Below are 26,225 nucleotides of genomic sequence, written 5' to 3' on the forward strand. Positions count from 1 at the left end.
CCCGCGCCCCTGATGGGGCGCAGCCCCTCTTAGGGGCGCGGGGAACTGCGCGGCCAGCCACAGTGGGCCCGCACCTCACACCGGGACGCGGACCCGCTGAGACTCCGCCGCAGCCAAGCGCGTCGCGCGCGTCCGCGCACCGAACGCCGCCAGCGTCACCGCCCCCACCAGCCACGTCCCGGCGATGAAGTAGAAGACGCTCCGATACCCGTGCCCGGTGTACAGCGCGGCGACGATCAGCGGACCCGCCGCGTTCGACAGCCGCCCCAGCCCGTAGGACACGCTCGTGCCCAGCGACCGCGCCCGCGTGTCGAAGAGCTCGGGCGAGTACGCGTACGCCAGCGCCGTGTACCCGCGCTCGAAGAGGTTCACGAGGAAGCCGAACACGATGATGAGCACCGGGTTGAAGGTGAGCCCGTACAACAGCCCGCACACCGCGATGACCGTACCGAAGGCCACCAGGCACCACTTGCGCTCGAACCGGTCGGTGACCAGCGACGCGAGATAGCAGCCGAGCGGCGCTCCGACCGTGGTCAGCGCCACGTAGAAGACGGACTTCTCCACGCTGAAGCCCTCCTTGGCCAGCAGGGTCGGCGCCCAGCTCGAATAGCCGAAGAAGCCGATGGTCTGCGTCATCCACAGGACGGACAGGAGCAGCGTCGGGAGCAGGTACTTCTTCTGGAGGAGCAGCCGCAGGGGCGCCTTCGTCGACGGTGTCTCGGCGACCGGCGGCGCGGGCTCGGGCAGCGGGCCCTTCTCCGCCGCCACGGCCGTCTCGATCTCCGTCAGGACGGCGTCCGCCGCCGCGTGCTCGCCCCGGCTCTCCAGCCAGCGCGGGGACTCCTTGAGGCGGCCGGAGAAGAGGACGAGCAGGACACCCAGCGAACCCCACAGGTAGACCAGCCGCCACGACCAGTCGTTGAGCGGGACGACCGCGCTGGCGATGAGGTTGGTGACGGGGGTGCCGCAGATGCCGATGGCGATGGCGTACGCCTGGTACTTGCCGCGGATCGCCGACGGGTACATCTCGTTGACGTAGACGACCCCGACGACGGTCATCGCCGACAGGCCCGCCGAGGTCAGGACGCGGAACACGCCGAGCGAGACCAGGTCCCAGGAGAACACCGCCGCGAACGACGAGATGCCGAAGAACAGCGTGGTCCAGATCAGGGCCCGTTTGCGGCCCCACCGGTCGGCTATGGACCCGGCGACGATCGCCCCGATGAACATGCCGACGAAGGAGAGCGAGGTGACGTAGGCGACCTGGTCGACGGTCAGGCCCCACAGTTTGATCAGTTTCGGCGCGGTGGTGGCGAAGCTGTTGATGTCCGCGAACTCGAAGAAGTACGCGAAGGCGACGGCGAGCAGGGTGACCTTGTGGAAGCGGGAGACCGGCAGCCGGTCCAGCCGGTTCAGCGCGTTGGAGTGCCGCATGTCGGCGTGCTGCATGTCAGAAGTCCTCGCCGGGCCAGTACAGGCCCATGGGGTTGGCGACCAGGAGTTTGTGCCGCTGCTCGGCCGTGACGGCCACATGGGGGATGTGGTCGACGAGCAGGCCGTCGTCCGGCATGTGGTCGGTGAGGTTGGGGTGCGGCCAGTCCGTGCCCCAGAGCACCCGGTCGGGGAACTCCGCCACGACGCGGCGGGCGAAGGGGACGACGTCGGTGTAGGCGTGGCGTTCACCGCGCAGTGCACCGTGCAGGGCGGGCGGGCCCGTGACGGTCAGGCGCTCCGGGCAGCTCACCTTCACCCACACGTCGTTGTCCTCGACGAACCGCAGGAAGCGGGTGAACTGCGGGCCGTCCACCGGCCGTGTCACGTCCGGCCGGCCCATGTGGTCCACCACGAGGGGCACGGGCAGCGACGCGAAGAAGCCCTCAAGCTCGGGCAGGTCGGCGCTCTCGAAGTAGAGGACGACGTGCCAGCCCAGCGGGGCGACCTTCTTGGCGATGGTGAGCAGGTCGTCGGCGGGCGAGGTGTCCACCAGACGGCGTACGAAGTTGAAGCGCACCCCGCGCACACCCGCCGCGTCCAGGGCGAGGAGTTCGCTCTCGCCGATGTCCGGGCGGACCGTCGCGATGCCGCGCGCCCGGCCTCCGGACGAGCGGACCGCGTCGACCATGGCGCTGTTGTCCGCGCCGTGGCAGGTGGCCTGCACGATGACGTTGCGGGACAACCCCAGGTGGTCGCGGAGCGCGAACAGGTCCTCCTTGCCGCCGTCGCAGGGCGTGTACTTGCGCTCCGGCGCGAAGGGGAACTCCGCCTGCGGGCCGAAGACATGGCAGTGCGTGTCGACGGCCCCCGGCGGCAGCCGGAAGGCGGGGGTGGACGGATTCTCGTACCAGTCCAGCCAGCCGGGGGTCTTGGGCGCGAGGGAAGCCATCGGCCGCCTCACCGCCCCTGTCGCTTCAGCAGGGCGTCCAGCCGCGGGTACACGGCGCGGGCGTTGTGCTCCTGGACCGCCGCCAGGTCGTCCGGGGAGAGGTCCGCGGCCTCGGCGTACCGGCGGGTGTCGTCGAAGTGGTGGCCGGTGCACGGGTCGATGTCGCGGACCGCGCCGATCATCTCCGAGGCGAAGAGGAGGTTGCGGGCCGGGATCACGTCGTACAGGAGGTCCGAGCCGGCCTGGTGGTAGACGCAGGTGTCGAAGTAGACGTTGCCCAGGACGTGTTCTTCGAGCGGGGGTTTGCCCAGTGCCATCGCCAGGCCCCGGAAGCGGCCCCAGTGGTAGGGGACCGCGCCGCCGCCGTGCGGGATCACGAAGCGCAGCGTCGGGAAGTCGGCGAACAGGTCGCCCTGGACGAGCTGCATGAACGCCGTGGTGTCGGCGTTGAGATAGTGCGCGCCGGTGGTGTGGAAGGCCGGGTTGACGCTCGTACTGACGTGGATCATCGCGGGGATGTCGTACTCGGCCAGCTTCTCGTAGAGCGGGTACCACGAGCGGTCGGTGAGGGGCGGGGCCGTCCAGTGGCCGCCCGACGGGTCCGGATTCAGGTTCACCGCGACCGCGCCGTACTCCTCCACGCAGCGGGTGAGTTCGGGGACGCAGGTCGCGGGGTCGGTGCCCGGCGACTGCGGGAGCATCGCGGCGGGCACGAAGCGCTCCGGGTACAACTGCGCGACGCGGAAGCAGAGTTCGTTGCAGAGCGCGGCCCAGGCGGCGGACGTCGTGAAGTCCCCGACGTGGTGGGCCATGAAGGACGCGCGGGGCGAGAAGACCGTGACGTCGATGCCGCGCTCGTCCATCAGCCGCACCTGGTTCGGCTCGATGCTCTCGCGCAGTTCGTCGTCGCCGATGCGCAGGTCCGCGGGGCCGGGGGCGGCCGACGGATCCGTGAGGGCGGCGATCTGGCGGTCGCGCCAGGCGCCCAGGGCGGGAGGGGCGGTCGTGTAGTGACCGTGACAGTCGATGATCATGACGGGGTCCTTCGCGAGCCGAGCTGCACTGCTGGGTGCCGTGCAGCCTCACCCCGGTCCGCGGCGCCGCACGAGAGGACCGCACACAGAACTAACGTCCCCTTAACACTCCGGCGGGTGCGGGGCCGGTGTGGTCTACATTCGGTTCGGTGGCTACGGAAAGTGGCCACGACCGGGAGTGGCGCGCGCTTGACCCGCGCGTGGCACGGGAGCGGCCGAAGGAGGTGGACCGGGTGCAGGTACTGCTGGCCGAGGACGACGACGGCGTGGCCGCGGCGCTCGTCGAGGCCCTGTACGACCACGGCCACGAGACCCGACGGGTCCGCTACGGCCGGGACGTGCTCACCTACCACCGAAGCTCCGACCTGCTCCTTCTCGACCTGGGGCTGCCCGACACCGACGGCCTGGACGTGCTGCGCGCGCTGCGGGCGGTGAGCGACCTGCCGGTGGTGGTGCTCACCGCGCGCGGCGACGAACGGTCGGTGGTGCGCGGGCTGCGCCTCGGCGCCGACGACTACCTCGTGAAGCCGGTGCGCCTCGCCGAACTCCTCGCCCGCATCGACACCGTCACCCGGCGTAACAGCGCGAGGAACGCGCCCGCCGCCCCCGCCGTACGGACCGTCCGCGCCGCCGACGTCGAGGTGGAGCTGGACGCGCGCCGGGTCCGGGTCGGCGGGGCGGAGGTCGAGCTGACCACCAAGGAGTTCGACATCCTCGCCGTGCTGGCCGGGCGCGCGGGCACGGCCGTCAGCCGCGAGCAGCTGCTCGACGAGGTGTGGGGCGACGCCCACCACGGGGTGTCCCGCTCCCTGGACGTCCATCTCACCCAGTTGCGCGCCAAGCTGCGCCGCCCCGGCCTGCTCACGACGATCCGGGGCTTCGGCTACCGCTTCGGCGCCTCGACGAGGGCCGACGAGGACTGAGGGGCGAGGCGTGCGCACGAGGGTCCAGGCCGCACTGCTGCTGTTCGTCGTGATCGCGGTGGCCGCGTTCGCCGTACCGCTGCTGCTGTTCACCGCCTCCGACCGCACCCAGCAGCTCGTGCTCGCCCGCAGCGCCGACCTCGACCGGTTCGCGGCCCTCATGGACCAGGCCGCGGCGACCGGCGACACCTCGGCCGTCGCCGCCGAGGCCCGGCGCTACACCGCGCTGTACGGCGAACCGCTCGTCGTCACCGACACGCGCCGCAGGACCGTCGTCCAGACCGGCGGCATGCGGGCCGCCGACCCCGCGGTCGCCCGGCTGCTCGACGCGGCGCTGCGCAACCAGACCGAGCATCCCTCGGCGGCACTGCGTCCCTGGTCACGGGGGTACCGGATGTTCGCCGAGCCCGCCGGCACCGGGACCCGCGTCTCCGGGGCCGTCGTGCTGCGGGCCTCGGTCGGCACCGCCGCCGACGAGATCACCCGGCGCTGGGCCGCCGTCCTCGCCGGGGCCGCGCTGGTCGCCGTCGCCTGCGCGGTCCTCGCGCGGGCCGCGACGGGGTGGGTGGTCAGCCCGCTGCGCCGGCTCGACCGGGCGGTGGGCCAGCTCGCCGCCGGACTCCCGCCCGAGCAGACCAGGGCCGGCGGCCCGCCCGAACTGCGCCAGCTCGCCATCGGCTTCAACCGCATGGCCCGTACCGTCACGGCGGCCCTGGAGCAGCAGCGCAGGCTCGTCGCCGACACGTCCCACCAGATGCGCAACCCGATGGCGGCGCTGCGGCTGCGCGTCGACGCCCTGCACACGCACCTGGCCCCGTCGGGCGAGCGCACGTACACCGGGGTCACCACCGAACTCGACCGTCTTGAGACCCTGCTCGACGACCTGCTCGCCCTCGCCACCGCCGAACACCGGGCCGGGGAACTGACGGTGACCGACGGCTCGGGCGGCCACTGCGACGCGGTGGCGGTGGCGGCGGACCGCCACCGCCTGTGGAAGCCGGTCGCCGAACGCGCCGGAGCCCGGCTGACCCTCACCTCCACCGCATCCCCGGTCCCGGCCGCCTGCACGGACCGCGAACTCGCCCAGATCGCGGACATCCTGCTGGACAACGCCATCAAGTACGCGGGCGAGGGCGCGGAGATCTCCCTCGCCTGCGCCACCGGGTCCGGCTCCGAACCAGGGCCGGGCTTCGCCGTCCTGACGGTGACGGACGACGGTCCCGGCCTCGGCACGGACGAACTCGCCCTGGCCACCACCCGCTTCTGGCGCTCGGGCCGCCAGCGCGAGAACCGCACGGCGGGTACGGGCCTGGGCCTGGCCATCGCCGAACAACTGCTGGCGGGCCGGGGCGGCCGACTGGAACTGACGGCGGCGCGACCGCGGGGACTGCGGGCGAGGGCCCTGGTGCCGCGCGCGGCACCAGGTGGAGCGGGCGGAGCAAGCGGCCCGGGCCGCCCGGGCGGCGTGGGCGGTACGAGCGATGCGGGCGGCACGAGCGGCCAGAGCGGTACGAGCGATGCGGGCTGCGCGGGCGGCAGCGGTGATGCCCGATGACCCGCCCCCGTCCGGCATCCCGCCCCCTCGACCGCCGCACCCTCCTGCACGCCGCCCTCGGCACCGCCGGCGTCGCCGTTCTCGGGGGCGCGCTCACCGCCGACGCGTCCGGATTGCGCCCCGGGCCGAGTGGCGTCCTGCGCATCGCGACGGGTGAACCGACCGCGTTCTACGAGGCGTTCGGCCGCCTCCTGACCGCGGAACTGGAGTCCGCGTACCCCCGGCTGAACTGCCGCGTCCGCACCACCGCGGGCAGCCTCACCAACATCGAGCTGCTCCGCGACCGCCGTGCCGACCTCGGACTCGTCCTCACGGACACCGCGCTGGCCGCCCAGGGCACCGACCTCCTCCCGCGGCCGGTGCCGCTGCGCGCGATCGGCCGGGTCTACGAGACCTATCTGCAGTTCGTGGTGCGCGCCGACTCCCCCGTGCGCGAGGTGGCCGACCTGGCCGGGCACCCCGTCTCGCTCGGCGCGACCGGGTCGGGCGCGGCCGTGCTCGGCGCCCGGATCCTGCACGCCGCGGGCCTCACCCCGGGCACCGACGTACCCGTGCTCCATCTCCCGCTGGCCGACGCGGCCATGGCGATGCGGGCGGGCTCGGTCGACGCCCTGATCGTCGCGGGCGGGGTGCCGCTGCCGACACTGTCCGACCTCGACGAACGGCCGGGCCTGCGGTTCCTGCCGCTGGCCGGGCTGCTGCCCCGGCTGGGCGGGCGCGAGGGCCGGGCCGGCTCCGGCCTTGAGGAGGTGTCCCTGCCGCAGGGCGCGTACCGGTCGGCGGGCGCAGTGGCGACCATCGGGGTGTCCAACCTGCTGGTGTGCCGCCCCGATCTGCCGCACGCCGTCGCCGAGGCGCTGACCCGGCTGCTGGTCCTGCGCGCGACGGACCTCGTCCCCGACAACGCCGTCGGCACCCAGTTCCTCGACGTCGGCAGCCTGATCGGCACCGGCGGGATCGCCCTGCATCCCGGGGCGGCGGAGGCGTACCGGGCCCTGCACGGCTGAGCGCGCGTGCCCCGCACCCCGCGCCCGGCGGGTGCTTCGGCGGGGGCCCGGCATTAACCCGGTCACCTTTGTCACTGTCATGCCATACGCTGCGTCTTCGGCCGCAGGTACGCACCGTCGACGGTGCGAGGGGAACCCGCGGCCGCTTCGAGCACGCCCGGCGAGTACCGGGCTTCTTTGTGGGGGGTCACATCACTGTGCGCAGGCGCAGCATGTCGATCGCGACGACACTCGCGGTCGTCCTCAGTTCCGCGGCTCTGGCCGCGGGCACAGCGGGTCCGGCCTCGGCCGACTCCGCGAAGGTACTGCCGGTGACGTCCGTGGGCGACATCGTCGTGGACGGCGTCCACCGGCGCGTGTACGTCTCCGATCCCACCGGCGGCAAGATCGTCGTCACCGACTACACGGGTGCCGTACGGGCCACCCTGACCGGGCTGCCCGGCGTGAGCGGCCTCGCGCTGTCCGCCGACTCCGGCCAGGTGTACGCGGCGGTCAAGAACGGCAACCGCATCGTCTCGGTGGAGACCGGCACGTACACCCAGACCGCCAGCTACCCGGTGGGCGCGGCCCCCGGTGACCTGGAGGTGGTGGACGGCCGGATCTGGTTCGCCCACGGCACCGACATCGGCTCGCTCGACGTCTCGGGCGCCGAGCCCGTCGTACACCTCGCCCAGCGCGGGGACGTCGGCTTCTCCGGCGGCTTCGGCATGTACCTGGCCTCCGACCCGGCCGTACCCGGCGTCCTGGCGGTCGGCAACGGCGGCGACCTCGCCGTGTACGACGTGTCCGCCGACGGGGCCGCGCTGCGGGTCAAGGGCAGCATGGACACCGCGGTACGGCAGATCGACCTGACGCCCGACGGCGCCCAGGTCCTCACCTCGTGGGGCGACCCGGAGTACGGCTACGGCATCGGTGCCTACGCGGCCACCGACCTGGCCGAGCAGACCGGTTACCCCATCGACGCCTACCCGAACGCGGTGCGCGTCGCGCCCGACGGCAGCGTGGCGGGCGGCAGCAGCTCCTGGTACGACCCGGACGTCCACATCCACCGGCCCGGAGACCAGACACCGGTGCGGGAGTACGACTTCCCCAACACCGGCAACAGCAGCGGCGCCGACACCCTCGTGGAGGGGGCGCTCGCCTGGGCGCCGGACGCGAGCCAGGTCTTCGCGGTCTCCGTGAACACCTACGGCACGTACACGCTGCGCGCCCTGTCCGACCCGACGAAGGAGCTGCCCACCCTCAAGGTGTCGGCCCCCACGAAGTCGGACCGCGCCAAGAAGCTCACCGTCACCGGCAAGCTGACCTCGAAGTCGGCGCTCCCCGCGGGCACCTCCCTGAGCGTGACCCGTACGGACGTCGAGTCGCCGAGCGGCAAGGCGCTGGCCGCCGTCAAGACGAAGGCCGACGGCAGCTTCTCCTTCACGGACACCCCGCCCGCCGGCGGCAAGGTCACCTACAAGGTGTCCTACGCGGGCGACGCCACGCACGGCGCCGTCTCCGGCTCCGACGCGGTGGAGGTCTCCCGCAAGGCGACCACGCTGACGCTCGGCAACAACGGCAAGGTGTACGCGTACGGCAAGGACGTCTCCTTCACCGCGCACCTCGGGACGACGTACAAGAACCGTACGGTCGCGATCTACGCGGACCCCTTCGGCTCCGACAAGCCGAAGAAGCTGCTGAAGACGGCCAAGGTCAACTCCAGTGGCAACCTGTCGGCGACCGTCGACATGACCCGTGACACCACCGTCACCGCGGTCTTCGCCGGCGACGCCCGCTACGCCGGCAAGACCGTGAAGTCGACGGCGTACGCCAGGGCGAAGGTCTCCACCACCGTCTCCAAGCACTACAAGACGGCGAAGATCGGCTCCACGACGTACCAGTGGTTCCGCAAGAACACCGACCCGAAGTTCACCACCACGATGAACTACTACTCGGGCCGCAAGCAGCGCTTCCAGCTCCAGGTGTACTACCAGGGCTCCTGGTACGACTCGGGCTCCGAGTACTTCGCCGTCGGCACCAACGGCAAGTCGGTCGTGTCCCTGGAGGCGCCGGGCGAGTCCGGCATCCGGGCCCGCGTCCGCTCGTCGTACATCAACGGCTCGTCGGGCGACACGGTCAACTCCACGACCCACGGCGCCTGGAAGTACATCACCTTCACCAACTAGGTGCGTGACCCGACGCCTGGCCGGGCCGATCGACCGGCCGGTCAGGCGTCGGGCAGGGACGCCGCCAGGTGCTCCCACGCCGTGTGCACGTCCTGTCCGCAAGGATGTCCCGTGCACGTGAGCGTGTACGGGATCTCCCGGGCGGGGGCACCGGGCAGGCAAGATGTCCCTATGAAAAAGCTGTCCGTACGATCGGCCGGCCGTGGCTCCGCCGGTGCCGGGTCCGCCGGATCGGTGCTGTCGCTGTGGTCCCAGGACTCCGTGCTGTCGATCGGGTCGGTGGGCTCGGTGCTGTCCGTGGGGTCCGTCGGTTCGGCCCTGTCCGTCGGTTCGATCGGCAGCGCCCTGTCGGTAGGCTCGATCGGCTCGTCCCTGTCGCTGATCTCCACCGGCTCATGGCTGAGTACGGGATCGCTGTTCTCCGCGCAGTCCCGCTGGTCGGTGCTGTCCTGGCGGTCGAACGGCGGATTCCTGGCAGTGGGAGCGGTGGGAGCGGCGGGCGCGGTGGGCGCCACCGTCGGCGGGGCCCTGCTGATGGCGCGGCTGCGGCACCGGGGCCAGGGGTGAGGCCGGAACCCGAACGGTGATCTCCCCGTCTTCCTCAGCCGAGAGGCCCGGCTCGGGCCCGCGCGACATCCGCCGGATCAACACCTACCAAATCGACTGAAAACTTGAAACCTATAAAATCGCAGGTCCCCGCCCGAATAGAACCCGGCGCCGCGCCCTCCCTGTGGCGCCGGCGACGGGTGAGACTCTGGGCCGTGGTGGGTGCGGCGGCCCTCGGCTTCATGATCGCGCTGGAGATCGCCGCACGTCACTACGGTCTGCCGGGGCCGATCACCAACCAGGTACGAGAAGTGGTCTTCGCCCCCAAGTCGGGCGGGCTGCTCTACGCGAGCATGGCGCTGACGCTGGTGGTGCTCCCCTGGCGGCAGCGGTTCGTCGCGATCGGTGCCGCGATCGGGATCGACGTCGTCTTCTGGCTGGTCCGCTGGGCGGCCGGCATCAGGATCACCGACGGCCACCCGTTCGGCAACGGCGCGCTGTGGGTGATCCTCGGCTGTGCGGTCATGGCCTTCACCCGCCGCACCGGGCCGGATCGCGTGCTGCTGCTGAAGGGCGTCGGGCTCGGCCTGCTGCTGGTGGTCGGCCGCAAGACCGGCGACACCTGGCTGCTCATCACCTCCAAGACCCGCCCGATGGTGCTCGACCAGTACATGGCGACCGCCGACCACGCGCTGGGCAACCTCTCCTGGCCGGTGGGCAGGCTCGTCACCGCGACCGGCCCGCTCGGCTTCGGTCTCCTCGACTTCGTCTACGGCCAGCTCGCCGTGGCCGCGGTCGTCGTCGCCCTGTACCAACTGCGCAACGTGGCCACCGAGCGCCGCTTCCCGGTCCATCACCTGGTGCGCACCTTCCTGGTGATCGGTCTCCTCGGACCGGCCGTCTACATGCTCTTCCCGGTCGTCGGGCCGGTCTTCGCCTTCGGCAACGGCGCCGAGCACTGGGCGTCGGTCAGCGTGTGGGCCCAGAGCGCCCCGTCCAGCGTCCAGTGGGCGGTGGGCGATCTGTGGCCGCGGACACCGCCGCCCATCGGTGCCCCGCAGCCCATGGGCTTCGACGGCATCACCCCGCGCAACTGCATGCCCAGCCTGCACACGGCGTGGGCCGTCACGATCTTCATCCACTCCCGGAAGGGCCCGCGGCTCATCCGGTTCGCGGGCGCGTTCTGGCTGATCGCGACACTCACCGCGACCCTCGGATTCGGCTACCACTACGGGGCGGACCTCGTCGCCGGTGTGGTGTTCGTCCTCACGATAGAGGCGGCCCTGCGTGCCTACGACCGCGGCTGGGACCGCTCGGGGATCCGGCTGGCCGCCCATGGCGCGGCCGTCTTCGCCGGGCTCCTGGTCGCGTACCGCTTCCTGCCGTCGGAGATGGCCCGCCACCCGTGGATCTACGGACCCCTCGTCCTCCTGGCGATGACCTCGGTGATCTACGGCTACGTACGGACCACGACGGCATGGGAGCCGAAGCCCGCGCCGGCGCCGCAGCTGGACCCGCAGCCCGAACCGGCCTGAGCGCCGGGGGACCGGCCGTCAGGCGGTGTCCCCGGCCCGGCGGTCCTTGTCGACGAAAAAGCTCAGCAGGGCCATGACGGCGGAGGTGACGGCGAGCCGTACGGCCCACGCGCCGACGGACCCGTCCCCGAGGGCGGCGGTGAAGTCGGGCCCGTCGAGCAGTACGTGGCTCAGCGGCCAGGAGCCCGCGCAGCCGAGCGCGTAGAGCCACAGCGGGGGTTCGTTGGAGGCGACGAGGAACCCGGCCGCGACGACCACGACGGCGCTGAGCACGACGGTGAGCGTGGTGATGTCCATGCCCGCAAGCATTCCGCCCGCCGGACGAGGAGTCGTCGGCGCGGCGGAGGACCGTGGCCTCTACCCGAGGGTGGAGAAACCGCCGGGCCTTACGCTCGTGCCCGACAGGGAGACGACCTGACATGGAGACCACACGGAACTGGGCGCTTCCCGGGCTGCTCGCCGCCGTGCAGGTGATGCTGCTGTGCGTCGGCGACGAGGCCGGTCTGCTGGACAACGCCCCACCGGGCCCGGCCGGTGTCGTCGGCGTGCTCGCCGCGGTCGCGGTGGAGACGGTCGCGCTCAGCATGCGCCGACGCGCTCCCGCACGGGCGCTGGTGTGGGTCCTGGGGACCTCGGTCCTGGGCCAGGCCATGCAGTACGACGCGTACACCGACCTGGGTCTGCCGGTCGCCCTCTACTCCGTCGCGGTCCGCCGCCCCACCGCGGTCACCGCGGGCGCCCTGGCCGCCGCCGTCGGCTCGTCCTGGCTGCTGGCGGCCGTACGGCTCGGACCGCACCCCGCGCTCGCCACCCAACTGACGGTGCAGGCGGCCACGTACGTCGTCTGCGTGGGCCTCGGGCTGGCGCGGCGGCAGTATCTCGCCGGGCGGCGGTCGGCGGCCCGGCTGCTGGCCGGCGCGGAGGAGAGCAGACAGCGCGCCGGGGAATCCGAACGCGGCAGGCTCGCGCGGGAACTGCACGACGTCGGCGCGCACCACCTGACCTCGGTCGTGGTCGCCGTGGACGTGGCCCGCAGACTCGGTGAACGCAGACCCGAACTCGTCGCCGAAGCCCTGGAGTTCGCCGAACGGACCGGCCGGGAGACCCTGGCGGCGATCCAGCGGCTGGTCGCGGTGATGCGGGACATGAACCCCGCCGACGCCCGCCCGATGACCGGACGCATCCAGGACCTCGTCTCCGGATTCGGCCGCCTGGGCCGCCCGATCGCCATCGACCTGCCCGACGACCTGGCCGGACCCGCCGCCGAGGCGGTCCACGGCATCGTGCGCGAAGCCCTCACCAACGCCCTGCGCTACGCGCCCGGATCGGCCGTAAGGGTCGCCGTACGCCGGGTGGACGGGACAGCGGACAGGACGACCGCCGACAGGACCGCGGACGGGGCTGCGGGAGGTGTCGCGGACGGGACGCTGGAGCTGACCGTCGACAACACCGCCGCGCGCGGCACGGCCGACTTCGGAGGCGTGGGATCCGGCAGGGGCGTCACGGGCATGCGCGAACGCGCGACGGCCCTCGGCGGGGAACTGACCGCGGGCCCCGGGCCCGACGGGGGCTGGCGCGTCCGCGCCACACTGCCCGACACCACGGGACCCCGCCGGCCCGGCGTACGGCCCCGGCGGCGCGACTTCCCGCGCGAGCAGCGGCTGACGGACCTCGCGCTCGCCTTCACCGCGGCCGTGCTCCCCCTGATCGTGCTGCTGGCGGACGCGGAGGACTGGCAACGCCACGACGGCACCACCGGCCTCCGGGGCATCGGCGTGGTGTCCGCGCTGCTCACCCTGCACGCGCTGCCGCTGCTGTGGCGGCGCCGGGCGCCCTGGACGGTGCTCGCCGCGGTGCTGGCCTCGTCGTGGCTGTGGCCGGTGGTCTGCACGGCGGCCCGGCTGTCGGGCCAGGTGTCCCCCTTCCTGGCGGGCGGCCTGGTGGCCGAGACCCTGGCCGTGTACGCCCTGGCGGCCTACGGCCGTGGCGCCGCGTCCACCTGGCCCTCGCCGTTCGTGACCGCGGGCGCGGGCGCCGCCGCGCTGACCGTGACGGCCGCCGCCGACGGCGCGCTGGTCGGCGAGACGCCCTCCATGCTCACCCTGGTGGTGGTCGTCGTGCCGCTGGGGATACTGCTGTTCCTGGTCTTCGTCCTGGCCTGGGGAGCCGGGCTGATCGTCCGCGGCCGGCGCCTGCGTGCCGTCGCCCGCGACGACCTCGCGCTCAGCGTCTCCCGCTGGGAGGCGCAGTACGCGGCGGGCGCCGAACGCCACCTGCTGGCGGCACGGCTGCGGGACGCCGTGCTCGACCGCACCTCGGCGCTCGTCGAGCTCGCCCGGCGCGGAGAGCTGGACGCGGTGGCCACCGAGGCCCGCGCCACGCTCAAGGCCATGCGGGAACTGCTCCACGAGATGAACGGCGAACTGCCGGACCCGGCCCGGCAGCAGCCCCCCACGGCCCCTGCGGATCTCCCCCTCGCCCTCGACGCGCTGTGCCGGACGGCGGGCCTCACCGGACGGAAGGTGACCGTGCGCGGGCTCCCCGGATCCGCCGCCGGGCTGCCGGAGCCGGTGGCGCTGACGGCGTACCGGCTGGTGGAGACGGCACTCGGCGCCGGTGACCGCGGGCCCGCCCGGGTGCGACTGCGGCGGCGCCGGAGAGCACTGCGCCTCACGGTCACCGGCGTGCGCCTCGCGGTGCACGGCCCGGCCGCGGACCGCCTGCGCGCGCACGCCACCGCCGTCGGGGCCCGCATGGCCCTCGAACCTGCCGGTACCGTACGGGTGGTGCTGCCACTGGCGGCCGAAACAGGTCCGGGCCCGGTCCCGGCCCCGTCCCAGGAGGTGTCCCCGTCGCCACACGTGTGATGGTCGTCGACGACCAGGCGGTGGTCCGTGCCGGGTTCGCCGCCATCGTCGACGCCGAACCCGACATGACCGTGGTCGGCGAGGCCGGGGACGGCGCGACCGCCGTCGAACTGGCCACCCGGGAGGCCCCCGACCTGGTCCTGATGGACATCCGGATGCCCGGCATGGACGGCCTGACCGCGACCCGTTTCATCACCGCGCTCAAACCCGGACCCCGGGTCCTGGTCCTCACCACCTTCGACCTCGACGCGTACGTGTACGAGGCACTGCGGGCCGGAGCCTCGGGCTTCCTCCTCAAGGACGCCCAGCCCGAGGAACTCCTGTCCGCCCTGCGCGTGGTGGCCTCCGGCGAGGGGATCCTCGCCCCGGCCGTCACCCGCCGCCTGATCGACACCTTCGCGCAGGGTGCGCCCCCGCCGCCCGCCGTCACGGGCGTGCTCGGCCACCTCACCCCGCGCGAGAGGGAAGTGCTGCTCCACATCGCCGCGGGCCTGGCCAACGCGGAGATCGCGGACGCCCTCGGCGTGACCACCGGAACCGTGAAGACCCACGTCAACGCTCTGCTCACCAAGCTGGGGCTGCGGGACCGGGTGCAGGCGACGATCCTGGCGTACGAGACGGGCCTGATCCGCCCCGGGGGAACGCCGGCCCACTAGACGGCACGCCCGCCCACCGGGCCGCACGCCCGCCCGTCCGCCGGGCGGCCGGTCAGGAGAACAGCAGGCGCCAGGTCAGGGGGCCGGGGAAGCCGTCGGCGTCGCCGCGCAGTTCCTTGCGCGACTTCTGGAAGTCGCGCACGTTCAGCCGGTCCGCCTCGCCCCAGTTCTTGCTCGGGCCGACCTTGTAGTGGTCGCCGAAGCCGCGCTTCACCAACTGCTTGCCGAGCTGCAGCACATACGCGTTCGACGCCCCGGCCACGAAGTACTTGCGGCCGGGGAACGCGGGAACCGCGGGCGTGGTCGTCCCCGGGGTGTCGTCGTCGACGTCCAGGTCGGCCTTCGCGTACTTGAGGATCCTGGCGAAGTCGATCGCGCCGGGGTCGCCGTGGACGTTCTCCGGCACGTGCAGGTGCCCGCAGACCCCCTTGAAGGCCGTCCACTTCGCCCCCGACATCCGCTGACCGCCACCGTTCGCGTACGAAGTGGGGTACGCGGGCCAGGACTTGGGGCCGGACAGCGGTACGCCGTGCTCCTCGTGCATCCAGGAGAGGAAGCGGGCGACCCCCTGCAGCGCCCAGTCCGGCGCGTCCGGCCAGTAGATGTGCGCCCGGCCCGCCGCCTTCCACTTCGTGTGCGTCGTCGGGTCGCAGGTGCCGACCAGTTCGACCTGGCACACGTTCAGGGTGTTCGTCTCGACGCCGCCCGCCAGATTGACCAGCGCGCGGGAGGAGGTCTCGATGTCGAAGTGCTGGTACCACTTCAGCTTCTTGGCGGCGAGGTCGGGAACGGCGGTCAGGTTCGGCGCCGAGGCGCCACCGCCGTAACCGGGCAGGGCGGAACCCTCCGTGGTGTGCAGGACGACGACGTTGACCTGCATCGGGTCACCGCCGAAATCGTCCTGGTACCAGTTGGTCCGGCTCGCGGAGGGGTATCGCTGGGGCCCTGTCTTGGTGCTCATCGCAGACTCCTGGGTCGAGTACGTCCTGCACACCCTTGAAGAACGGCCACGACGGCACATCGACTCAGAGCGCGGACCGCCCGGACCGCCCAAACCCCGGGACCCCCCGGACCCCCGGACCGCGCGGACCGGTCAGCCGAAGGGAACGGCGTCCGTGGGGGAGGTGTGCCAGTTGGTGACGATCGGCTCGTCGACGGTGATGGTGTCGACGGGCAGGCTCACCGGGTTCGGGTCGTCGTTGCCGACGCCGACGATGATGCTCTCCAGCTCCTTGCCACCGTCCGCGTTCGTGGTCTTCGGGTTCACGCCCGCGTAGGCGGTGACGTTCCCGGTCAGCTTGACCGGCTCGCCGACGCTCTGCTCCGCGGGCCCCGCCTCGGTGCCGTCGGACCCGAACGCCACGGTCGGCAGCTCGGCCGGCAGCCAGCAGGTGATCCCCGACTTCGCCTTGGCGATGATCAGGACGTATCCGCCGGCCTGGCTCTCGGACCGGGTGGACCAGGTGATGTCGTTGGCGCCGCAGCCCTGTTCGACCTTCTCCCGCGTACCGTCACCGGTGTCGGCGCCGGAGCCGTCCGTGTTCCCGGACCCCTTGCCCGCGTCGGAGCCCTTGTTCTTGTCCGCGGCCCGGTCGCCGCCCGCGCCCGACGAGCCGGACGGGGCCGTCCCGCCGTCCGCCGAACCGGCGGAGGAGGAACCCGGCCCGGCGCCGGTGTCCTCGGCCTTGCCGTCCGTGTCCTGGCACGCGGTCATCAGCAGCGCGCTGCCCACGACGACGGCGGAGACGAGGAAGGCCCTGCGACGGTTGCCAGACATGAAGTTCCCTTGGGTGAGGTGAGGTGACGTGATGAGAGGTGTGGTGTGGTCGCGCGGCCGGGTCCGCGGCGGTCCCGGCCGGGAGCCCCGGGCTACCAGACGAGGGCGTCCGCCGCGTTGTCCTGCCAGTACGTGACGGCGGCGGAGCTGTTGAAGAAGACACCGCCGCCCGGCAGCCGCAGGGTCTTCTCCGTGGCGGTCGCGTGGCCCGTCCTGTCGGTGAGGATCACGCCGAGGTTCTTCACCTGGCTGCCGCCCTCACCGTCGGGGGAGTACGTCAGGACGCCGGCGTACGCGGACTGGCCGGGCTCCAGCATCAGCACGGACTGCGGAGTGCTGTCCTCGACCCACTGCAGCGGGGCCTGGGCGTCGGCGCCGGCCCGCAGGAAGGGGGCACTGTAGGCGTAGCACGGCTTGGCGCCCGTGTTGGTGGCCTTCAGCAGCAGGTGGTTGATGGGCCGGGACACCGTGCTGACCGTCACCTGGGTGTTCGCCGTCGTGCAGGTGGCGATCGAGGACGCCTTGGCGCCCGCGGCCGTGGAAGCGGCGGAGGCGGCCTGCCCGGTCGCCTGGAACCCGACGAGCGCGAGGGCGGCGACGGCCAGCGAGGAGGCGGCGGTACGGGAGAAGGAACGCGTGCTCTTACGCATGAGTGGACTGCTTTCTCTGCACATCAGGTGGGTGGCACGCACTCGGCGGGTGGCCCGCGGCGAGTGTGCGCCTCGGCGGGTGGCTCGCGGCGAGTGATGCTCGGCGGGTGGCCCGCGGCGAAGCGCCGTGCTGGGAACGACACCACCTTGTGCCGCCCGCCGTCCCATCCGCCACTCCACCGGGAATTACGGGACGCTGGAATACTCAAACGGGCCCTGACCTGCGGAAACTTGACCTGCCTGGAACGCCGGACGGAACGCCGCCGCAGCACCATTTAGAGTGTGCTGACCGTCGCCCGTGACAGCTGTGCCGGGGGCGGTCCCAGGGGACAGTCAAGTGGGAACATCAGGGGGGCAATTGATGTCCGTTTTTCACGCGCGGCGGTTTCGAAGATGCGCGGCGGCGGGGCTGTGCGGGGCGGCGCTGACCGCCTCGGCGCTGCTCGCACCCACGCCGACGCTCGCGGCGACCGCGACCGCGACCGCGACCGCGACCGCGACGGCTTCGGGGTCGGGGTCGGGGTCGGGGTCGGACGGTGGGCGGGCCACGGTGGGAGTGGTCTCGCCGGCGCCGAACGAGGGCACGGGCGGTGAACTCCGCACCGGACGGAGTGCCGGGCAGAGTGCCGGACGGAGTGCCGAGCTGGGTGACGACGGCCGCGTCGAACTCGTCGACGGACGCAACGTCCGGGTGACGGCGGGCCCGCAGGGCGGGACTCGGGGATCCCGTTACTCCGTGGCGTCACTGAACGGCACGGTGTCCGTGCGGCCGGCCGGGCAGCCGGCCTCCGACGGTACGACCGCGACGCTCCCGCTGCCGGCGAAAACCGGTGACACCCGGCGGGCCGCCACGACGGCCGCCACCACAACTGCTGCCACCACCACGGCGAAGGCGGCTGCCGCGACGTACACGGTCAAGCTGACCATCACGCACGCCGACGTGACGTCCAAGTCGTTCTACGTCTGGGACCGCAAGACCTGGACCGCGTACGAGGTCAAGGACTCCCCCACGAGCGACACGTCCACGGTGAAGCTGCCGCCGGGCGACTACTTCTCGGTCGCGCTGCACAACGACTGGCTTGCGCCGAGCTACCTGCTCACCAGCAGCTTCACGGTCGGTTCGGCGGCGAAGACCGTCAGCTTCGACCAGCGCGCGGCCAAGGAGACCGCGATCCGCACCGACGACACCACGGCCACCCGTGAGGCGTCCGCCGTGTGGATCAGTGTCCCGGGCGGCGGCCTGGCCGGCTTCGCGGGCTCGGCGGCCGACAAGGTGTACGTCACCCCGTTCTCGGTGAGCGGTGTCTCGCTGCGCCTGCACGAGCTGCTCGGCAAGGCCGGCGCCTCCGCGAACACGCCCAGCCCCTACCGCTACGACCTCACGCACAGTTTCACCACCACCGTGCCCGCCACACCCGTCAAGACGGTCCGTACGTCGTCCCTGGCGAAGACCGTCACCCAGGTCGCCGCCCCGGGCACGCGGACGACGGCCGCCCTGCAGAGCGTCCCCGACTTCGGCGAGTGGACGGGCGTCTACATCGGCTCCGCGGTGCCGACGGCCGGCTCGTTCACCGAGTACGCCACTCCGGGCGTCACCTACGGCCGCCTGTTCTCCTACGGCGGCGACGGGACGACCCTCGACCTCCCGGACCGCACGCTGTCCGCCGGGACGGGCACGGGCGAGACCGTGGGCGGGGCGCCCGCGCAGCCGGTCCGCCGGGAGTGGGGCGGCTCGCAGCGCACCTCCGGCAAGGCCTGGCTGTACGAGCCGCACACCTTCGGCGACACGGCCGGCCACCGGGGCACCGACGGCCGCGCGACGTACTCGTACCGGCTCAGCTCCTCCGACGGTGTCACCTACGCCCAGGCCGACGGCCTCGACGCCTACGCCACGCTGATGTCGGCCGCGCTGCCCTCGCAGCAGAAGACGTACACCCTCGACCAGACGGCGCACCGCAGGGCCTCGTACACCCGGCTGTCGACGGACGTGCGCAGCGAGTGGACGTTCCGCTCGGACTACACGGAGAGCGGCGAACTCCCGCTCATCGACACGCAGGTGAAGGTGGCCGGGCTGGACGGTCTCAGCCGCGTGAGCGCCGGTCCGGTACGGGTCGACACGAGCGCGACGACCCGCAACACGGACGCGGCGGAGGCGAACACCCGCGTCACCGGGCTCGCCTTCTCCACGGACGACGGCGCGACCTGGACGGACGCGGCCCTCGCGGCGGACGGCTCGGCGACGGTCGACGTCCCCGCGACGGCCTCCTTCGTCTCGCTGCGCGTCACCGCCGCCGACGACCGGGGCGGCGTTCTGCGCCGGACCGTCACGCGGGCGTTCGCGGGCCCGGTCCCGCAGGGCGACGAGAGCGTGGGCGCGACCCGCATCTCGAACGTCGTGGTCAACGGGGGCAAGGCGGTCGAGCTGACCGACCAGCCGCTGCAGGAGTTCACGGCGAAGTTCACCGCCACCGACCCCGCGGGGATCGCGGGCGGAGACATGTACCTGTACAAGGGCTCGTACGACACCCCCGACGCCGTTCTCCACGGCACCTGGGCCGCGACCTGCACGAAGGCCGACGCGACCACGTCCACCTGTGCGACGCAGTTCGCGTACATCCAGCCGCGCTGGACGCTCGGGCGCAACGCGTTCGCCGGTACGTGGAAGGTGGCGGCGTGGGCGGAGTCGGCGGACGGCAAGGGCCTTGCCGACGTACACGCGGCCAAGACCGTGCCCGTCCTGCGGGACGCGAAGCTGACGGCCAACGCGGCTCCCGAGCCGGTGACCAAGGGCAAGACCCTGACCGTCACGGGCAAGCTGTCCCGCGTGGACTGGGAGACGCGCGGCGGCTACCACGGCTACACGGCCCAGAAGGTGAAACTGCAGTTCCGCAAGAAGGGGACGTCCGCGTACACGACCGTGAAGACGGTCACCACGGACAGCTCCGGAAACCTGAAGACCACGGTCAAGGCGTCCACGGACGGCTACTGGCGCTACAGCTTCACCGCCACGTCGACGACGGCCGCGGCGAACGCGACGGGCGACTACGTGGACGTGCGCTGAAGTCACTCCCCTTGACGGGCTCCGGCCCGTCAAGGGGACCGGTCGGCGCACGGCGACCAGTCCCGATGATCGGTGCACGATGATCGGCGCACATGATCAGTGCACAGGGAACCCGAAGGTGTGGCCCTCCGCCTTGAGCTGGGGGAGGATCTGGCGCAGGGCCTCGACGGTCTGGGAGCGGTCGCCGCCCGCGTCGTGGAAGAGGATCGTCGGCCCGTCGGGCAGTTCCTGCTCGACGGTGTCGACCATGGTGGCCGCGCTCGGACCCTCGAAGTCCTTGGTGTCCACGTTCCAGCCCAGCGGACGCATCCCGTGGGAGGCGGCCAGCTTGCGGCTGTACGGGGTGAACGCACCGCCCGGCGCCCGGTAGTACATGGGCCGTACGCCCCCGGACGCCTTGATGATCATGCGCTCGGCGTCGAGGATCTGCTGCTTCTGGTAGGCCTGGGACTGCTTGTCCATGGTGGTGTCGTGCGACACGGAGTGGTCGCAGAGCCGGTGGCCGGCCGCGACGACCTTCTTCACGAGATCGGGGTGGGCCTCGGCCTGCGTACCCACCATGCAGAAGGTGGCCTTCACCCCGTTCTCCCGCAGCACGTCGAGCATCTGCGGGGTCCACACGGGGTCGGGGCCGTCGTCGATGGTGATGTTGACTCCGCGCGCGCCCTTGTCGGAGGCGTGCACGATGGTCTCCGCGACCGGCTTGACGGCGGTCTCCGAGGCGGCCGGCTTCGACGAACCTTCCACGATCCCGGCTTGCGCGGTCCACACCGAGGCGCCGGTGGCGGCCAGCGCCACCCCGAGCGCCGCACCGATCACCTTGCCGTGCCAGCCGCGTCCGCCACTGTGCCGCGCCATATCCGCCCCGCTCCCCCGAAGTTACCCACCAACTCCCCGGTCACCCGGCGACATCCAGAACAGTACGAGGAACAAAGCCGCCCGGACGCCCCCGTTACGGATCAAGGACAATCCCGCAGAGGTTCACGGACAACTGGGCGGCCGGCAGCCGGAATTGCCGTGACGGACGGGCCCGGGCCGGTCTGCTGTGACACGCGTACTGTGCTGTTGTCTGCACACTGCCGGGCCGAGCGGCGAAGCACCTTGCGGCGTACCTGAGCGGGGCACTGCTGCTGCTCACCTCGGCGGACCTCATGGCCCGGGCCTCGCCGGCCCTCGGGGCGTACGTCTGGCTGAGCCGCCGCGACTTCGACAGCCGGCGTGCGGGAGCGGGGACGTAACGCACTACTCGTAGAGGGTCGCTGCTCGCAGAGCCCGCGCGAAGAAGCTCCAGTCACCATTGGTGGGAATCTCGCGGCCGGCGTTGCCGTACCAGCCGTCCGCGTCGTCGATCCAAGCGGCCAGAGCCTCCAGGAACCCGGCGAGGTCGCCGTTCTCCCAGGAGTCGCCGTCCTCGACACAGCCGTGATGAAGGCAGCGGACAAAGGACGCGAGGTCTTCTCTGCTGCCGACGTGATCTGGAGAAGTCGCCATGCGCGGCAGGGTACTTGCCGTGCCGGGGTGTGTGCTTTTGCCGGCTCACGTACCCGATCGGTCGGGATCGTGGCGCGCCGGCATCACCGTCCCCCATGCAACCGGCCCTGGCTTTCCGGACGCTCAGCCGATGAGCTGGTGGATCGCCGCCACGGTGTTGAAGACCGCGGGCAGGACGAAGACGGCTCCGACGCAGATCCACGCGCACCCGGCGGTGCGATGGCCCCGACTGGGCGGCGGCGCCTGGACGAGGCGATCGCCCGCTCTCATCGTTTCGTCCGGAGCGATCAGACTGCGCCCGGTACGGCGTTGCCTCCGCCCCAGCCCGATGAAGACGACCGCGGCCATCGCAGTGAGGGCGGCGAGCTGAAAGTGCTCACTCGGCGAATCGGCACCGGCGAGCATCACAGGCCCGTACGACACAGGATGTCCCCCCAAAAAATCACGGTGAGCGCATCACCTCACGCCTGATCGGCCAAGTCAAACGGATCGCGGGCTGGTCGGCAGCGTCGGCCGCGGTCGCCGCGCGAGGAGAACCAAGGCTATGTGCCAATCTGGTACATGGACTACTGTTGGTACATGTCCATGAAGCGCACGAACGTCTACGCCGATCCCGAGGACCTGGCGATCATCAAGGAGGCGGCCAAGCGTCGGGGCATAAGCGAGGCCGAGATCATCCGCCAGGGGATCCACCTCGCGGCGATGGCGAACCGTGCCTGGGACGAGCCCCTGTTCTCGCGCACCTTTGAGGGGCCGGGCCGTACGTCGTCCAGGGCCGAGGTGCGTGACACGGTCGCCGACGCCGTCCGTCGCGAGACCGACCGCGGCACAGGGACCGTCGCGTGATCATCGTCATCGCCGATACGTCCGGCCTTCTGGCCGCACTCGACTCGGCCCACCCGGATCACAGGGGAGCGAACGAGGCGATCATGGCGGCCGGTCTCCTGGTCATGTCGCCGCTTCTGCTGGCCGAACTCGATCATGTCGCCACGCGTGAACTGGGACGCGAGGCTGCCCTCAGCGCGGTCGACGACCTCCGGCGCTGGCTGAACCGAGGGCGCGTCATCATGCCGGAGATCACGGAGCACCACTTGGGGGCCGCGCAATCCGTTCGGATCCGCTACAGCGGTCTCGACCTCGACCTGGCCGACGCGGTGAACGTGGCCCTGGCCGCCGACTACGACACCGATGCGATCCTCACCCTCGACCGCCGCGACTTCCGCGCAGTACGTCCGCTGGGCCGTCACAAGGCGTTCCGGGTCCTGCCCGACGATCTACCGCTCTGACGCGGTCCGGTCAGGCGAGACCTTCGGAAGGACCTTCTCGGCGATGTCGAGGAGGACGCTGTCGTTCGGGAGGGTTCCGGACGTGCTCCACACGCTGATGTCGCAGTAGCCGCCCCGGTCGGCACGGTCCAGTGCCACGGTCACCGACCTGGCCAGGGGACCTTCTTCGACCGGCCCGCCGGATGCGCTGCCTCCGAGGTCGATCTCGAACTGCATGGTGTGGGCCGAGGAGAGGACCGCGGGCCGGCCGAGCACCGTGAGCGTCCTGACGTCCGTCTCGTCACCGAACTTCATCAGCTTCACGTACTGGTCGATCGACAGCTTGTTGTACGTGGCCGAGAAATTCACGGTGTACGTGTCGAACGTGACCGCCGCCTCCGGCGCGGCGACCTTCTCGTCCGTCAGGGGAGCGGTGTTGTTGGTGCCGGAGACGGAGGTCGCGGTCTCTCCCGGTGTGCCGAGGAGTTCGGCCAGGTCCGGCCGGTTGAGCGCCGTGCACAGCTCCTGGCCGGTCACCGGCTTGGGCGAGTCCCTGTAGGCCTTCGGAAGCTCCTCGTGGGACGACCCGTCCGAACAGGAGGGAGCCTGCGGGGCGTTGTCGGTGGACGGCATGTAACGCGGGGCCGCCCACAGCACGACCGCGATCACTCCGAACACGGCCACGGCGGCAGCGGCCTGCCCCCAGGCGTTGGGCTCCTTCTCCGGTGCGGGCGGGCTGGGAAGCGGCCCAGTGACGGCTAGGGGCTGAGGATCCCCCTCCTCATCCGCGGAGGGGGCGGGGCTCGGATTCCGGCGCGCCCGCAGGGCCCGGACCACGCTGTGGACACTTACCGCTGCGAGCACGAGAAACGCCGTGCCGATACCCGCCGCGACCCAGTCGTGGTCGTGGACGGCGAGATACATGATCCGTACGCCGAACACAGAACCGATCACGATGAGCAGAGGCTCACGGATCCAGAACGGCAGGAGACGGATGAGGAAACCGAGCATCCGGTGATCTCACCAGGCCAAGATCACATCCGCTGTGATGGAAGCCACAGTTCCGGGCGCGTACGCGACCAGCCGAGGCAGGGCAGCGAAAAGGGCGCAGGCCGGGGGCAACCATGCCCCCACCTCGCAGGTCACACAGGCGTCACTCACCCCAGGTGACCCGACACCCGTCCCCCTGCTGTCCCCTGGTCCGGAAAGGGCCCCACTCCCCGTGCTGACTCGTACCCGGCTGACCGCGGTGGCCGCCACGGCCTCCTTCGTCACCGCCGGCGGCCTGCTCACCGCCGCCCCCGCCGCCGCGGCCGTCACCTGCGCCTCACCCCTCTGGAAGGCGCAGTACTTCGGCAACTCCGCCTTCAGCGGCACCCCGAAGCTGACCGCATGCGACGCCGCCATCGCGGAGAACTACGGACACGGCGACCCGCCCGGCGTCACGCTGCCCAAGGACAACTTCTCCGTCCGCTGGTCCCTCACCCGGGACTTCGGCTCCGGTGGCCCCTTCCGGTTCTCCGCCGCCACACAGGACGGCATGCGCGTCTACGTCGACGGCGTACGGAAGATCAACCTGTGGAAGAACGTCTCCACCACCGCCCGCAAGACCGTCGACCTGACCGTCCCGGCCGGCAAGCACACGCTCCGCGTGGACTACGTGGCCTGGACGGGCGCCGCCCAGGCCACGTTCACGTACGCCCCGCGTACGCAGGCCGCGGTCGACACGGTCAAACCGCTCGCCCCGACCGGATTCAAGGGCACGTACGACCAGGCCGCCACGAGGACGACCCTGCGCTGGACCGCGAACAAGGAGATGGACCTCGCCGGTTACCGCGTGTACCGCCGGCTGGGCACCGCCCCGTGGGCGAAGGTCAGCGGCACGGCGCCGGTCACCTCCCTGTCCTTCGTGGACGCGACGCCCGCCACGGGCCAGACCTTCCTGTACGAGGTCCGCGCCGTCGACAAGGCGGGCCGCGAGTCGACCGGCAGTTCCGACGTCACCGTCGCGAGCGTGGACCGTACGGGCCCCGCGGCGCCGACCGCTCTCACGGTCACCGGTGACGCGTGGTGGGCGAACCTGGCCTGGCATGGATCGGCCGACGCCGCGACGTACGAGATACACGCGGCCTCCACGGCCACCGGCCCCTTCGAGCTGCTGGGTACGACGACCGCGACGACGTACCGCACCAACGCGCCCGTGAACACCGCCCGTTACTACCGGGTCCGCGCGCTCGACGCGCTCGGCAACCCGTCGCCGTACACCACCGTCACCGGCGACGGCATCGACCGCACACCGCCGAAGCCCCCTTTCTCCCTCGCCGCCATCGCCCGCGTCGGACACACCGAGGTGTACTGGAAGCAGCCCGACGGCTTCGACGAGGACTTCTCCAACGGCGGTACGTACCGCGTCTACCGCTCGCCCGGCAAGACCCTCGACCCGGCCGCGCTCACCCGCGTGACCTGCGCCGAGGAGAGCGACGAGACCAACTCCGGCGGCATCTGCGAGGACGTGGACATGCCCGCGGGCACGTACGTGACGTACGCGGTCGCGGCGGTCGACCCGGCCGGCAACGAGTCGGCCCTGTCCGCCCCGCACGTCGTCCGCACCGGTGACCGCGTCGCACCCGGACCGGTCACCGGCGTGCGGGCCACCCCGCGCGCCGACGGCATCCTGCTGAACTGGACGGCCTCCCCCGAGGACGACGTGGAACGCTACGCGGCCTGGACGGGCACCCGGCAGCCCGACGGCACGGTCAAGTGGCTCGGGACCGCCGACTGCCGCGAGGGCACGAGCGACCCGCTCGCGGTCCTCTGCGGCGACCTGCCGGACGGCGAGACACACGTGTACGCGATCGTCGCCAGGGACCGCTGGGACAACGCGCTGCCCCCGACCGACCCGAGGGTCACTCCCGTCGAGGCCACCGAACTGGACGTCCGACCGTCCGTGCCGGCCACCCGCAACTGGGAACTCGGCCCCACATCCAACGGAACCGTGATCGGCGGCCTCACCGAGGACGGCCCGTCCGTCGGCTGGAGATGCACCAGGACAACCGACTGCGACACGGTGACGGGCTACCGCATCACCCGCTGGAACCCCACGACGAAGACGTACGAGCCCCTGCACGAGGGCTTGCTGCCACCGAAGACCGAGTCCTACACGGACACCGGCGCGGCACGGGGAACGACACACTTCTACACACTGCAGGCGGTACGAGCAGACGGCACGGTCGCGGGCACCCACGCATGGAACTGCGTGTTCCAGGACCGGGTGTAGCACCGGAGCCTGAGAGCGGCCCCATAAACG

24 protein-coding genes are annotated in these 26,225 nt (G+C 71.8%); 12 read left to right on the forward strand and 12 right to left on the reverse strand.

The window, feature by feature from the left end; translation table 11 throughout:
- Window positions 1-75: 75 nt before the first annotated feature.
- The 3 genes from ACFWGJ_RS14915 to ACFWGJ_RS14925 are packed head-to-tail and all read right to left on the reverse strand — an operon-like array spanning window position 76 to window position 3,417.
- Window positions 76-1,434, reverse strand: coding sequence for an MFS transporter (locus ACFWGJ_RS14915; protein ID WP_381832869.1), 1,359 nt, complete (start codon window positions 1,432-1,434; stop codon window positions 76-78).
- A 16-nt stretch (window positions 1,435-1,450) separates the two neighbouring features.
- Window positions 1,451-2,383: an amidohydrolase family protein gene (locus ACFWGJ_RS14920; protein ID WP_387323897.1), complete on the reverse strand. Its 933-nt coding sequence runs from the start codon at window positions 2,381-2,383 to the stop codon at window positions 1,451-1,453.
- Window positions 2,384-2,391: 8 nt separating this feature from the next.
- Window positions 2,392-3,417, reverse strand: coding sequence for an amidohydrolase family protein (locus tag ACFWGJ_RS14925; protein ID WP_387323900.1), 1,026 nt, complete (start codon window positions 3,415-3,417; stop codon window positions 2,392-2,394).
- A gap of 233 nt (window positions 3,418-3,650) precedes the next feature.
- Between ACFWGJ_RS14925 and ACFWGJ_RS14930 the strand changes: the two genes are divergently transcribed.
- From ACFWGJ_RS14930 to ACFWGJ_RS14955, 6 genes are all read left to right on the forward strand, one after another.
- Window positions 3,651-4,340 carry a response regulator transcription factor gene (locus tag ACFWGJ_RS14930; protein WP_387323945.1) on the forward strand — a complete coding sequence of 230 codons (690 nt, stop codon included), beginning with the start codon at window positions 3,651-3,653 and terminating at the stop codon, window positions 4,338-4,340.
- A 10-nt stretch (window positions 4,341-4,350) separates the two neighbouring features.
- The gene (locus ACFWGJ_RS14935; RefSeq protein ID WP_387323902.1) at window positions 4,351-5,895 is read left to right on the forward strand and encodes a sensor histidine kinase; all 1,545 of its coding nucleotides are present in this window, start codon (window positions 4,351-4,353) and stop codon (window positions 5,893-5,895) included.
- Window positions 5,892-6,902 (forward strand): TAXI family TRAP transporter solute-binding subunit, encoded by a 1,011-nt coding sequence (locus tag ACFWGJ_RS14940; protein ID WP_387323904.1) that lies wholly within the window; start codon window positions 5,892-5,894, stop codon window positions 6,900-6,902. Before ACFWGJ_RS14935 ends, ACFWGJ_RS14940 begins: the two co-directional genes overlap by 4 nt.
- Window positions 6,903-7,114: 212 nt before the next feature.
- Complete coding sequence (locus ACFWGJ_RS14945; protein WP_387323906.1) at window positions 7,115-9,070, forward strand: YncE family protein; 1,956 nt, start codon at window positions 7,115-7,117, stop codon at window positions 9,068-9,070.
- A 171-nt stretch (window positions 9,071-9,241) separates the two neighbouring features.
- Window positions 9,242-9,637 carry a hypothetical protein gene (locus ACFWGJ_RS14950; RefSeq protein WP_387323908.1) on the forward strand — a complete coding sequence of 132 codons (396 nt, stop codon included), beginning with the start codon at window positions 9,242-9,244 and terminating at the stop codon, window positions 9,635-9,637.
- Window positions 9,638-9,858: 221 nt separating this feature from the next.
- Window positions 9,859-11,151 carry a phosphatase PAP2 family protein gene (locus ACFWGJ_RS14955; protein ID WP_387323947.1) on the forward strand — a complete coding sequence of 431 codons (1,293 nt, stop codon included), beginning with the start codon at window positions 9,859-9,861 and terminating at the stop codon, window positions 11,149-11,151.
- Between the two features lie 18 nt (window positions 11,152-11,169).
- Here the strand turns inward: ACFWGJ_RS14955 and ACFWGJ_RS14960 are convergent, their stop codons facing one another.
- On the reverse strand, window positions 11,170-11,448 hold the full coding sequence (locus ACFWGJ_RS14960; RefSeq protein WP_387323910.1) for a hypothetical protein: 279 nt from the start codon (window positions 11,446-11,448) through the stop codon (window positions 11,170-11,172).
- A gap of 122 nt (window positions 11,449-11,570) precedes the next feature.
- Here ACFWGJ_RS14960 and ACFWGJ_RS14965 point away from each other — a divergent pair, with 122 nt between their 5' ends.
- Window positions 11,571-14,018 carry a sensor histidine kinase gene (locus ACFWGJ_RS14965; RefSeq protein ID WP_387323912.1) on the forward strand — a complete coding sequence of 816 codons (2,448 nt, stop codon included), beginning with the start codon at window positions 11,571-11,573 and terminating at the stop codon, window positions 14,016-14,018.
- Window positions 14,018-14,674, forward strand: coding sequence for a response regulator (locus tag ACFWGJ_RS14970; RefSeq protein WP_387323915.1), 657 nt, complete (start codon window positions 14,018-14,020; stop codon window positions 14,672-14,674). Before ACFWGJ_RS14965 ends, ACFWGJ_RS14970 begins: the two co-directional genes overlap by 1 nt.
- 52 nt (window positions 14,675-14,726) lie before the next feature.
- On the opposite strand, the gene ACFWGJ_RS14975 is transcribed toward ACFWGJ_RS14970, so the two are convergent.
- From ACFWGJ_RS14975 to ACFWGJ_RS14990, 4 genes are all read right to left on the reverse strand, one after another.
- The gene (locus ACFWGJ_RS14975; protein WP_387323917.1) at window positions 14,727-15,635 is read right to left on the reverse strand and encodes a peptidoglycan-binding protein; all 909 of its coding nucleotides are present in this window, start codon (window positions 15,633-15,635) and stop codon (window positions 14,727-14,729) included.
- A 132-nt stretch (window positions 15,636-15,767) separates the two neighbouring features.
- Entirely contained in the window at window positions 15,768-16,451 is a 684-nt protein-coding gene (locus tag ACFWGJ_RS14980; protein ID WP_387323920.1) for a DUF4232 domain-containing protein, read from the reverse strand.
- Window positions 16,452-16,543: 92 nt separating this feature from the next.
- Window positions 16,544-17,101 carry a DUF4232 domain-containing protein gene (locus tag ACFWGJ_RS14985; protein WP_387323922.1) on the reverse strand — a complete coding sequence of 186 codons (558 nt, stop codon included), beginning with the start codon at window positions 17,099-17,101 and terminating at the stop codon, window positions 16,544-16,546.
- A 372-nt stretch (window positions 17,102-17,473) separates the two neighbouring features.
- Complete coding sequence (locus ACFWGJ_RS14990) at window positions 17,474-17,686, reverse strand: hypothetical protein (RefSeq protein WP_387323925.1); 213 nt, start codon at window positions 17,684-17,686, stop codon at window positions 17,474-17,476.
- Window positions 17,687-17,837: 151 nt separating this feature from the next.
- Between ACFWGJ_RS14990 and ACFWGJ_RS14995 the strand changes: the two genes are divergently transcribed.
- Window positions 17,838-20,162 (forward strand): hypothetical protein, encoded by a 2,325-nt coding sequence (locus ACFWGJ_RS14995; protein ID WP_387323927.1) that lies wholly within the window; start codon window positions 17,838-17,840, stop codon window positions 20,160-20,162.
- A gap of 96 nt (window positions 20,163-20,258) precedes the next feature.
- On the opposite strand, the gene ACFWGJ_RS15000 is transcribed toward ACFWGJ_RS14995, so the two are convergent.
- The 3 genes from ACFWGJ_RS15000 to ACFWGJ_RS15010 all read right to left on the reverse strand — a co-directional run bounded on the left by ACFWGJ_RS15000 (window position 20,259) and on the right by ACFWGJ_RS15010 (window position 22,076).
- Window positions 20,259-21,020 (reverse strand): polysaccharide deacetylase family protein, encoded by a 762-nt coding sequence (locus ACFWGJ_RS15000; RefSeq protein ID WP_381832975.1) that lies wholly within the window; start codon window positions 21,018-21,020, stop codon window positions 20,259-20,261.
- 384 nt (window positions 21,021-21,404) lie between these two features.
- Complete coding sequence (locus ACFWGJ_RS15005) at window positions 21,405-21,653, reverse strand: hypothetical protein (RefSeq protein ID WP_381832977.1); 249 nt, start codon at window positions 21,651-21,653, stop codon at window positions 21,405-21,407.
- A 123-nt stretch (window positions 21,654-21,776) separates the two neighbouring features.
- Window positions 21,777-22,076: a hypothetical protein gene (locus ACFWGJ_RS15010; RefSeq protein ID WP_387323930.1), complete on the reverse strand. Its 300-nt coding sequence runs from the start codon at window positions 22,074-22,076 to the stop codon at window positions 21,777-21,779.
- A 156-nt stretch (window positions 22,077-22,232) separates the two neighbouring features.
- Here ACFWGJ_RS15010 and ACFWGJ_RS15015 point away from each other — a divergent pair, with 156 nt between their 5' ends.
- Window positions 22,233-22,499, forward strand: a complete 267-nt coding sequence (locus tag ACFWGJ_RS15015) for a CopG family transcriptional regulator (RefSeq protein ID WP_387323932.1) — start codon at window positions 22,233-22,235, stop codon at window positions 22,497-22,499.
- On the forward strand, window positions 22,496-22,939 hold the full coding sequence (locus ACFWGJ_RS15020; RefSeq protein WP_387323934.1) for a PIN domain-containing protein: 444 nt from the start codon (window positions 22,496-22,498) through the stop codon (window positions 22,937-22,939). The genes ACFWGJ_RS15015 and ACFWGJ_RS15020 overlap by 4 nt, the downstream gene beginning before the upstream one ends.
- Here ACFWGJ_RS15020 and ACFWGJ_RS15025 read toward each other — a convergent pair.
- Window positions 22,928-23,929 carry a DUF6215 domain-containing protein gene (locus ACFWGJ_RS15025; RefSeq protein WP_387323936.1) on the reverse strand — a complete coding sequence of 334 codons (1,002 nt, stop codon included), beginning with the start codon at window positions 23,927-23,929 and terminating at the stop codon, window positions 22,928-22,930. The two genes, ACFWGJ_RS15020 and ACFWGJ_RS15025, sit on opposite strands and share 12 nt — an antisense overlap.
- 211 nt (window positions 23,930-24,140) lie before the next feature.
- Between ACFWGJ_RS15025 and ACFWGJ_RS15030 the strand changes: the two genes are divergently transcribed.
- The gene (locus ACFWGJ_RS15030; RefSeq protein ID WP_381832402.1) at window positions 24,141-26,195 is read left to right on the forward strand and encodes a PA14 domain-containing protein; all 2,055 of its coding nucleotides are present in this window, start codon (window positions 24,141-24,143) and stop codon (window positions 26,193-26,195) included.
- Window positions 26,196-26,225 lie beyond the last annotated feature (30 nt).

The sequence above is a fragment of the Streptomyces sp. NPDC060205 genome (assembly GCF_042728395.1).
Lineage (GTDB): Bacteria > Actinomycetota > Actinomycetes > Streptomycetales > Streptomycetaceae > Streptomyces.

What these genes read in the sequence shown, in the direction of transcription:
- ACFWGJ_RS14985 (WP_387323922.1), bottom strand. Translation starts at nt 17,101, where the DNA reads ATGCGTAAGAGCACGCGTTCCTTCTCCCGTACCGCCGCCTCCTCGCTG.
- ACFWGJ_RS14945 (WP_387323906.1), top strand. Translation starts at nt 7,115, where the DNA reads ATGTCGATCGCGACGACACTCGCGGTCGTCCTCAGTTCCGCGGCTCTG.
- ACFWGJ_RS14915 (WP_381832869.1), bottom strand. Translation starts at nt 1,434, where the DNA reads ATGCGGCACTCCAACGCGCTGAACCGGCTGGACCGGCTGCCGGTCTCC.
- ACFWGJ_RS14950 (WP_387323908.1), top strand. Translation starts at nt 9,242, where the DNA reads ATGAAAAAGCTGTCCGTACGATCGGCCGGCCGTGGCTCCGCCGGTGCC.
- ACFWGJ_RS15000 (WP_381832975.1), bottom strand. Translation starts at nt 21,020, where the DNA reads ATGGCGCGGCACAGTGGCGGACGCGGCTGGCACGGCAAGGTGATCGGT.
- ACFWGJ_RS14955 (WP_387323947.1), top strand. Translation starts at nt 9,859, where the DNA reads ATGATCGCGCTGGAGATCGCCGCACGTCACTACGGTCTGCCGGGGCCG.
- ACFWGJ_RS14925 (WP_387323900.1), bottom strand. Translation starts at nt 3,417, where the DNA reads ATGATCATCGACTGTCACGGTCACTACACGACCGCCCCTCCCGCCCTG.
- ACFWGJ_RS14970 (WP_387323915.1), top strand. Translation starts at nt 14,018, where the DNA reads ATGGTCGTCGACGACCAGGCGGTGGTCCGTGCCGGGTTCGCCGCCATC.
- ACFWGJ_RS15005 (WP_381832977.1), bottom strand. Translation starts at nt 21,653, where the DNA reads ATGGCGACTTCTCCAGATCACGTCGGCAGCAGAGAAGACCTCGCGTCC.
- ACFWGJ_RS14980 (WP_387323920.1), bottom strand. Translation starts at nt 16,451, where the DNA reads ATGTCTGGCAACCGTCGCAGGGCCTTCCTCGTCTCCGCCGTCGTCGTG.
- ACFWGJ_RS15025 (WP_387323936.1), bottom strand. Translation starts at nt 23,929, where the DNA reads ATGCTCGGTTTCCTCATCCGTCTCCTGCCGTTCTGGATCCGTGAGCCT.
- ACFWGJ_RS14965 (WP_387323912.1), top strand. Translation starts at nt 11,571, where the DNA reads ATGGAGACCACACGGAACTGGGCGCTTCCCGGGCTGCTCGCCGCCGTG.
- ACFWGJ_RS14920 (WP_387323897.1), bottom strand. Translation starts at nt 2,383, where the DNA reads ATGGCTTCCCTCGCGCCCAAGACCCCCGGCTGGCTGGACTGGTACGAG.
- ACFWGJ_RS14940 (WP_387323904.1), top strand. Translation starts at nt 5,892, where the DNA reads ATGACCCGCCCCCGTCCGGCATCCCGCCCCCTCGACCGCCGCACCCTC.
- ACFWGJ_RS15015 (WP_387323932.1), top strand. Translation starts at nt 22,233, where the DNA reads ATGTCCATGAAGCGCACGAACGTCTACGCCGATCCCGAGGACCTGGCG.
- ACFWGJ_RS14960 (WP_387323910.1), bottom strand. Translation starts at nt 11,448, where the DNA reads ATGGACATCACCACGCTCACCGTCGTGCTCAGCGCCGTCGTGGTCGTC.
- ACFWGJ_RS14975 (WP_387323917.1), bottom strand. Translation starts at nt 15,635, where the DNA reads ATGAGCACCAAGACAGGGCCCCAGCGATACCCCTCCGCGAGCCGGACC.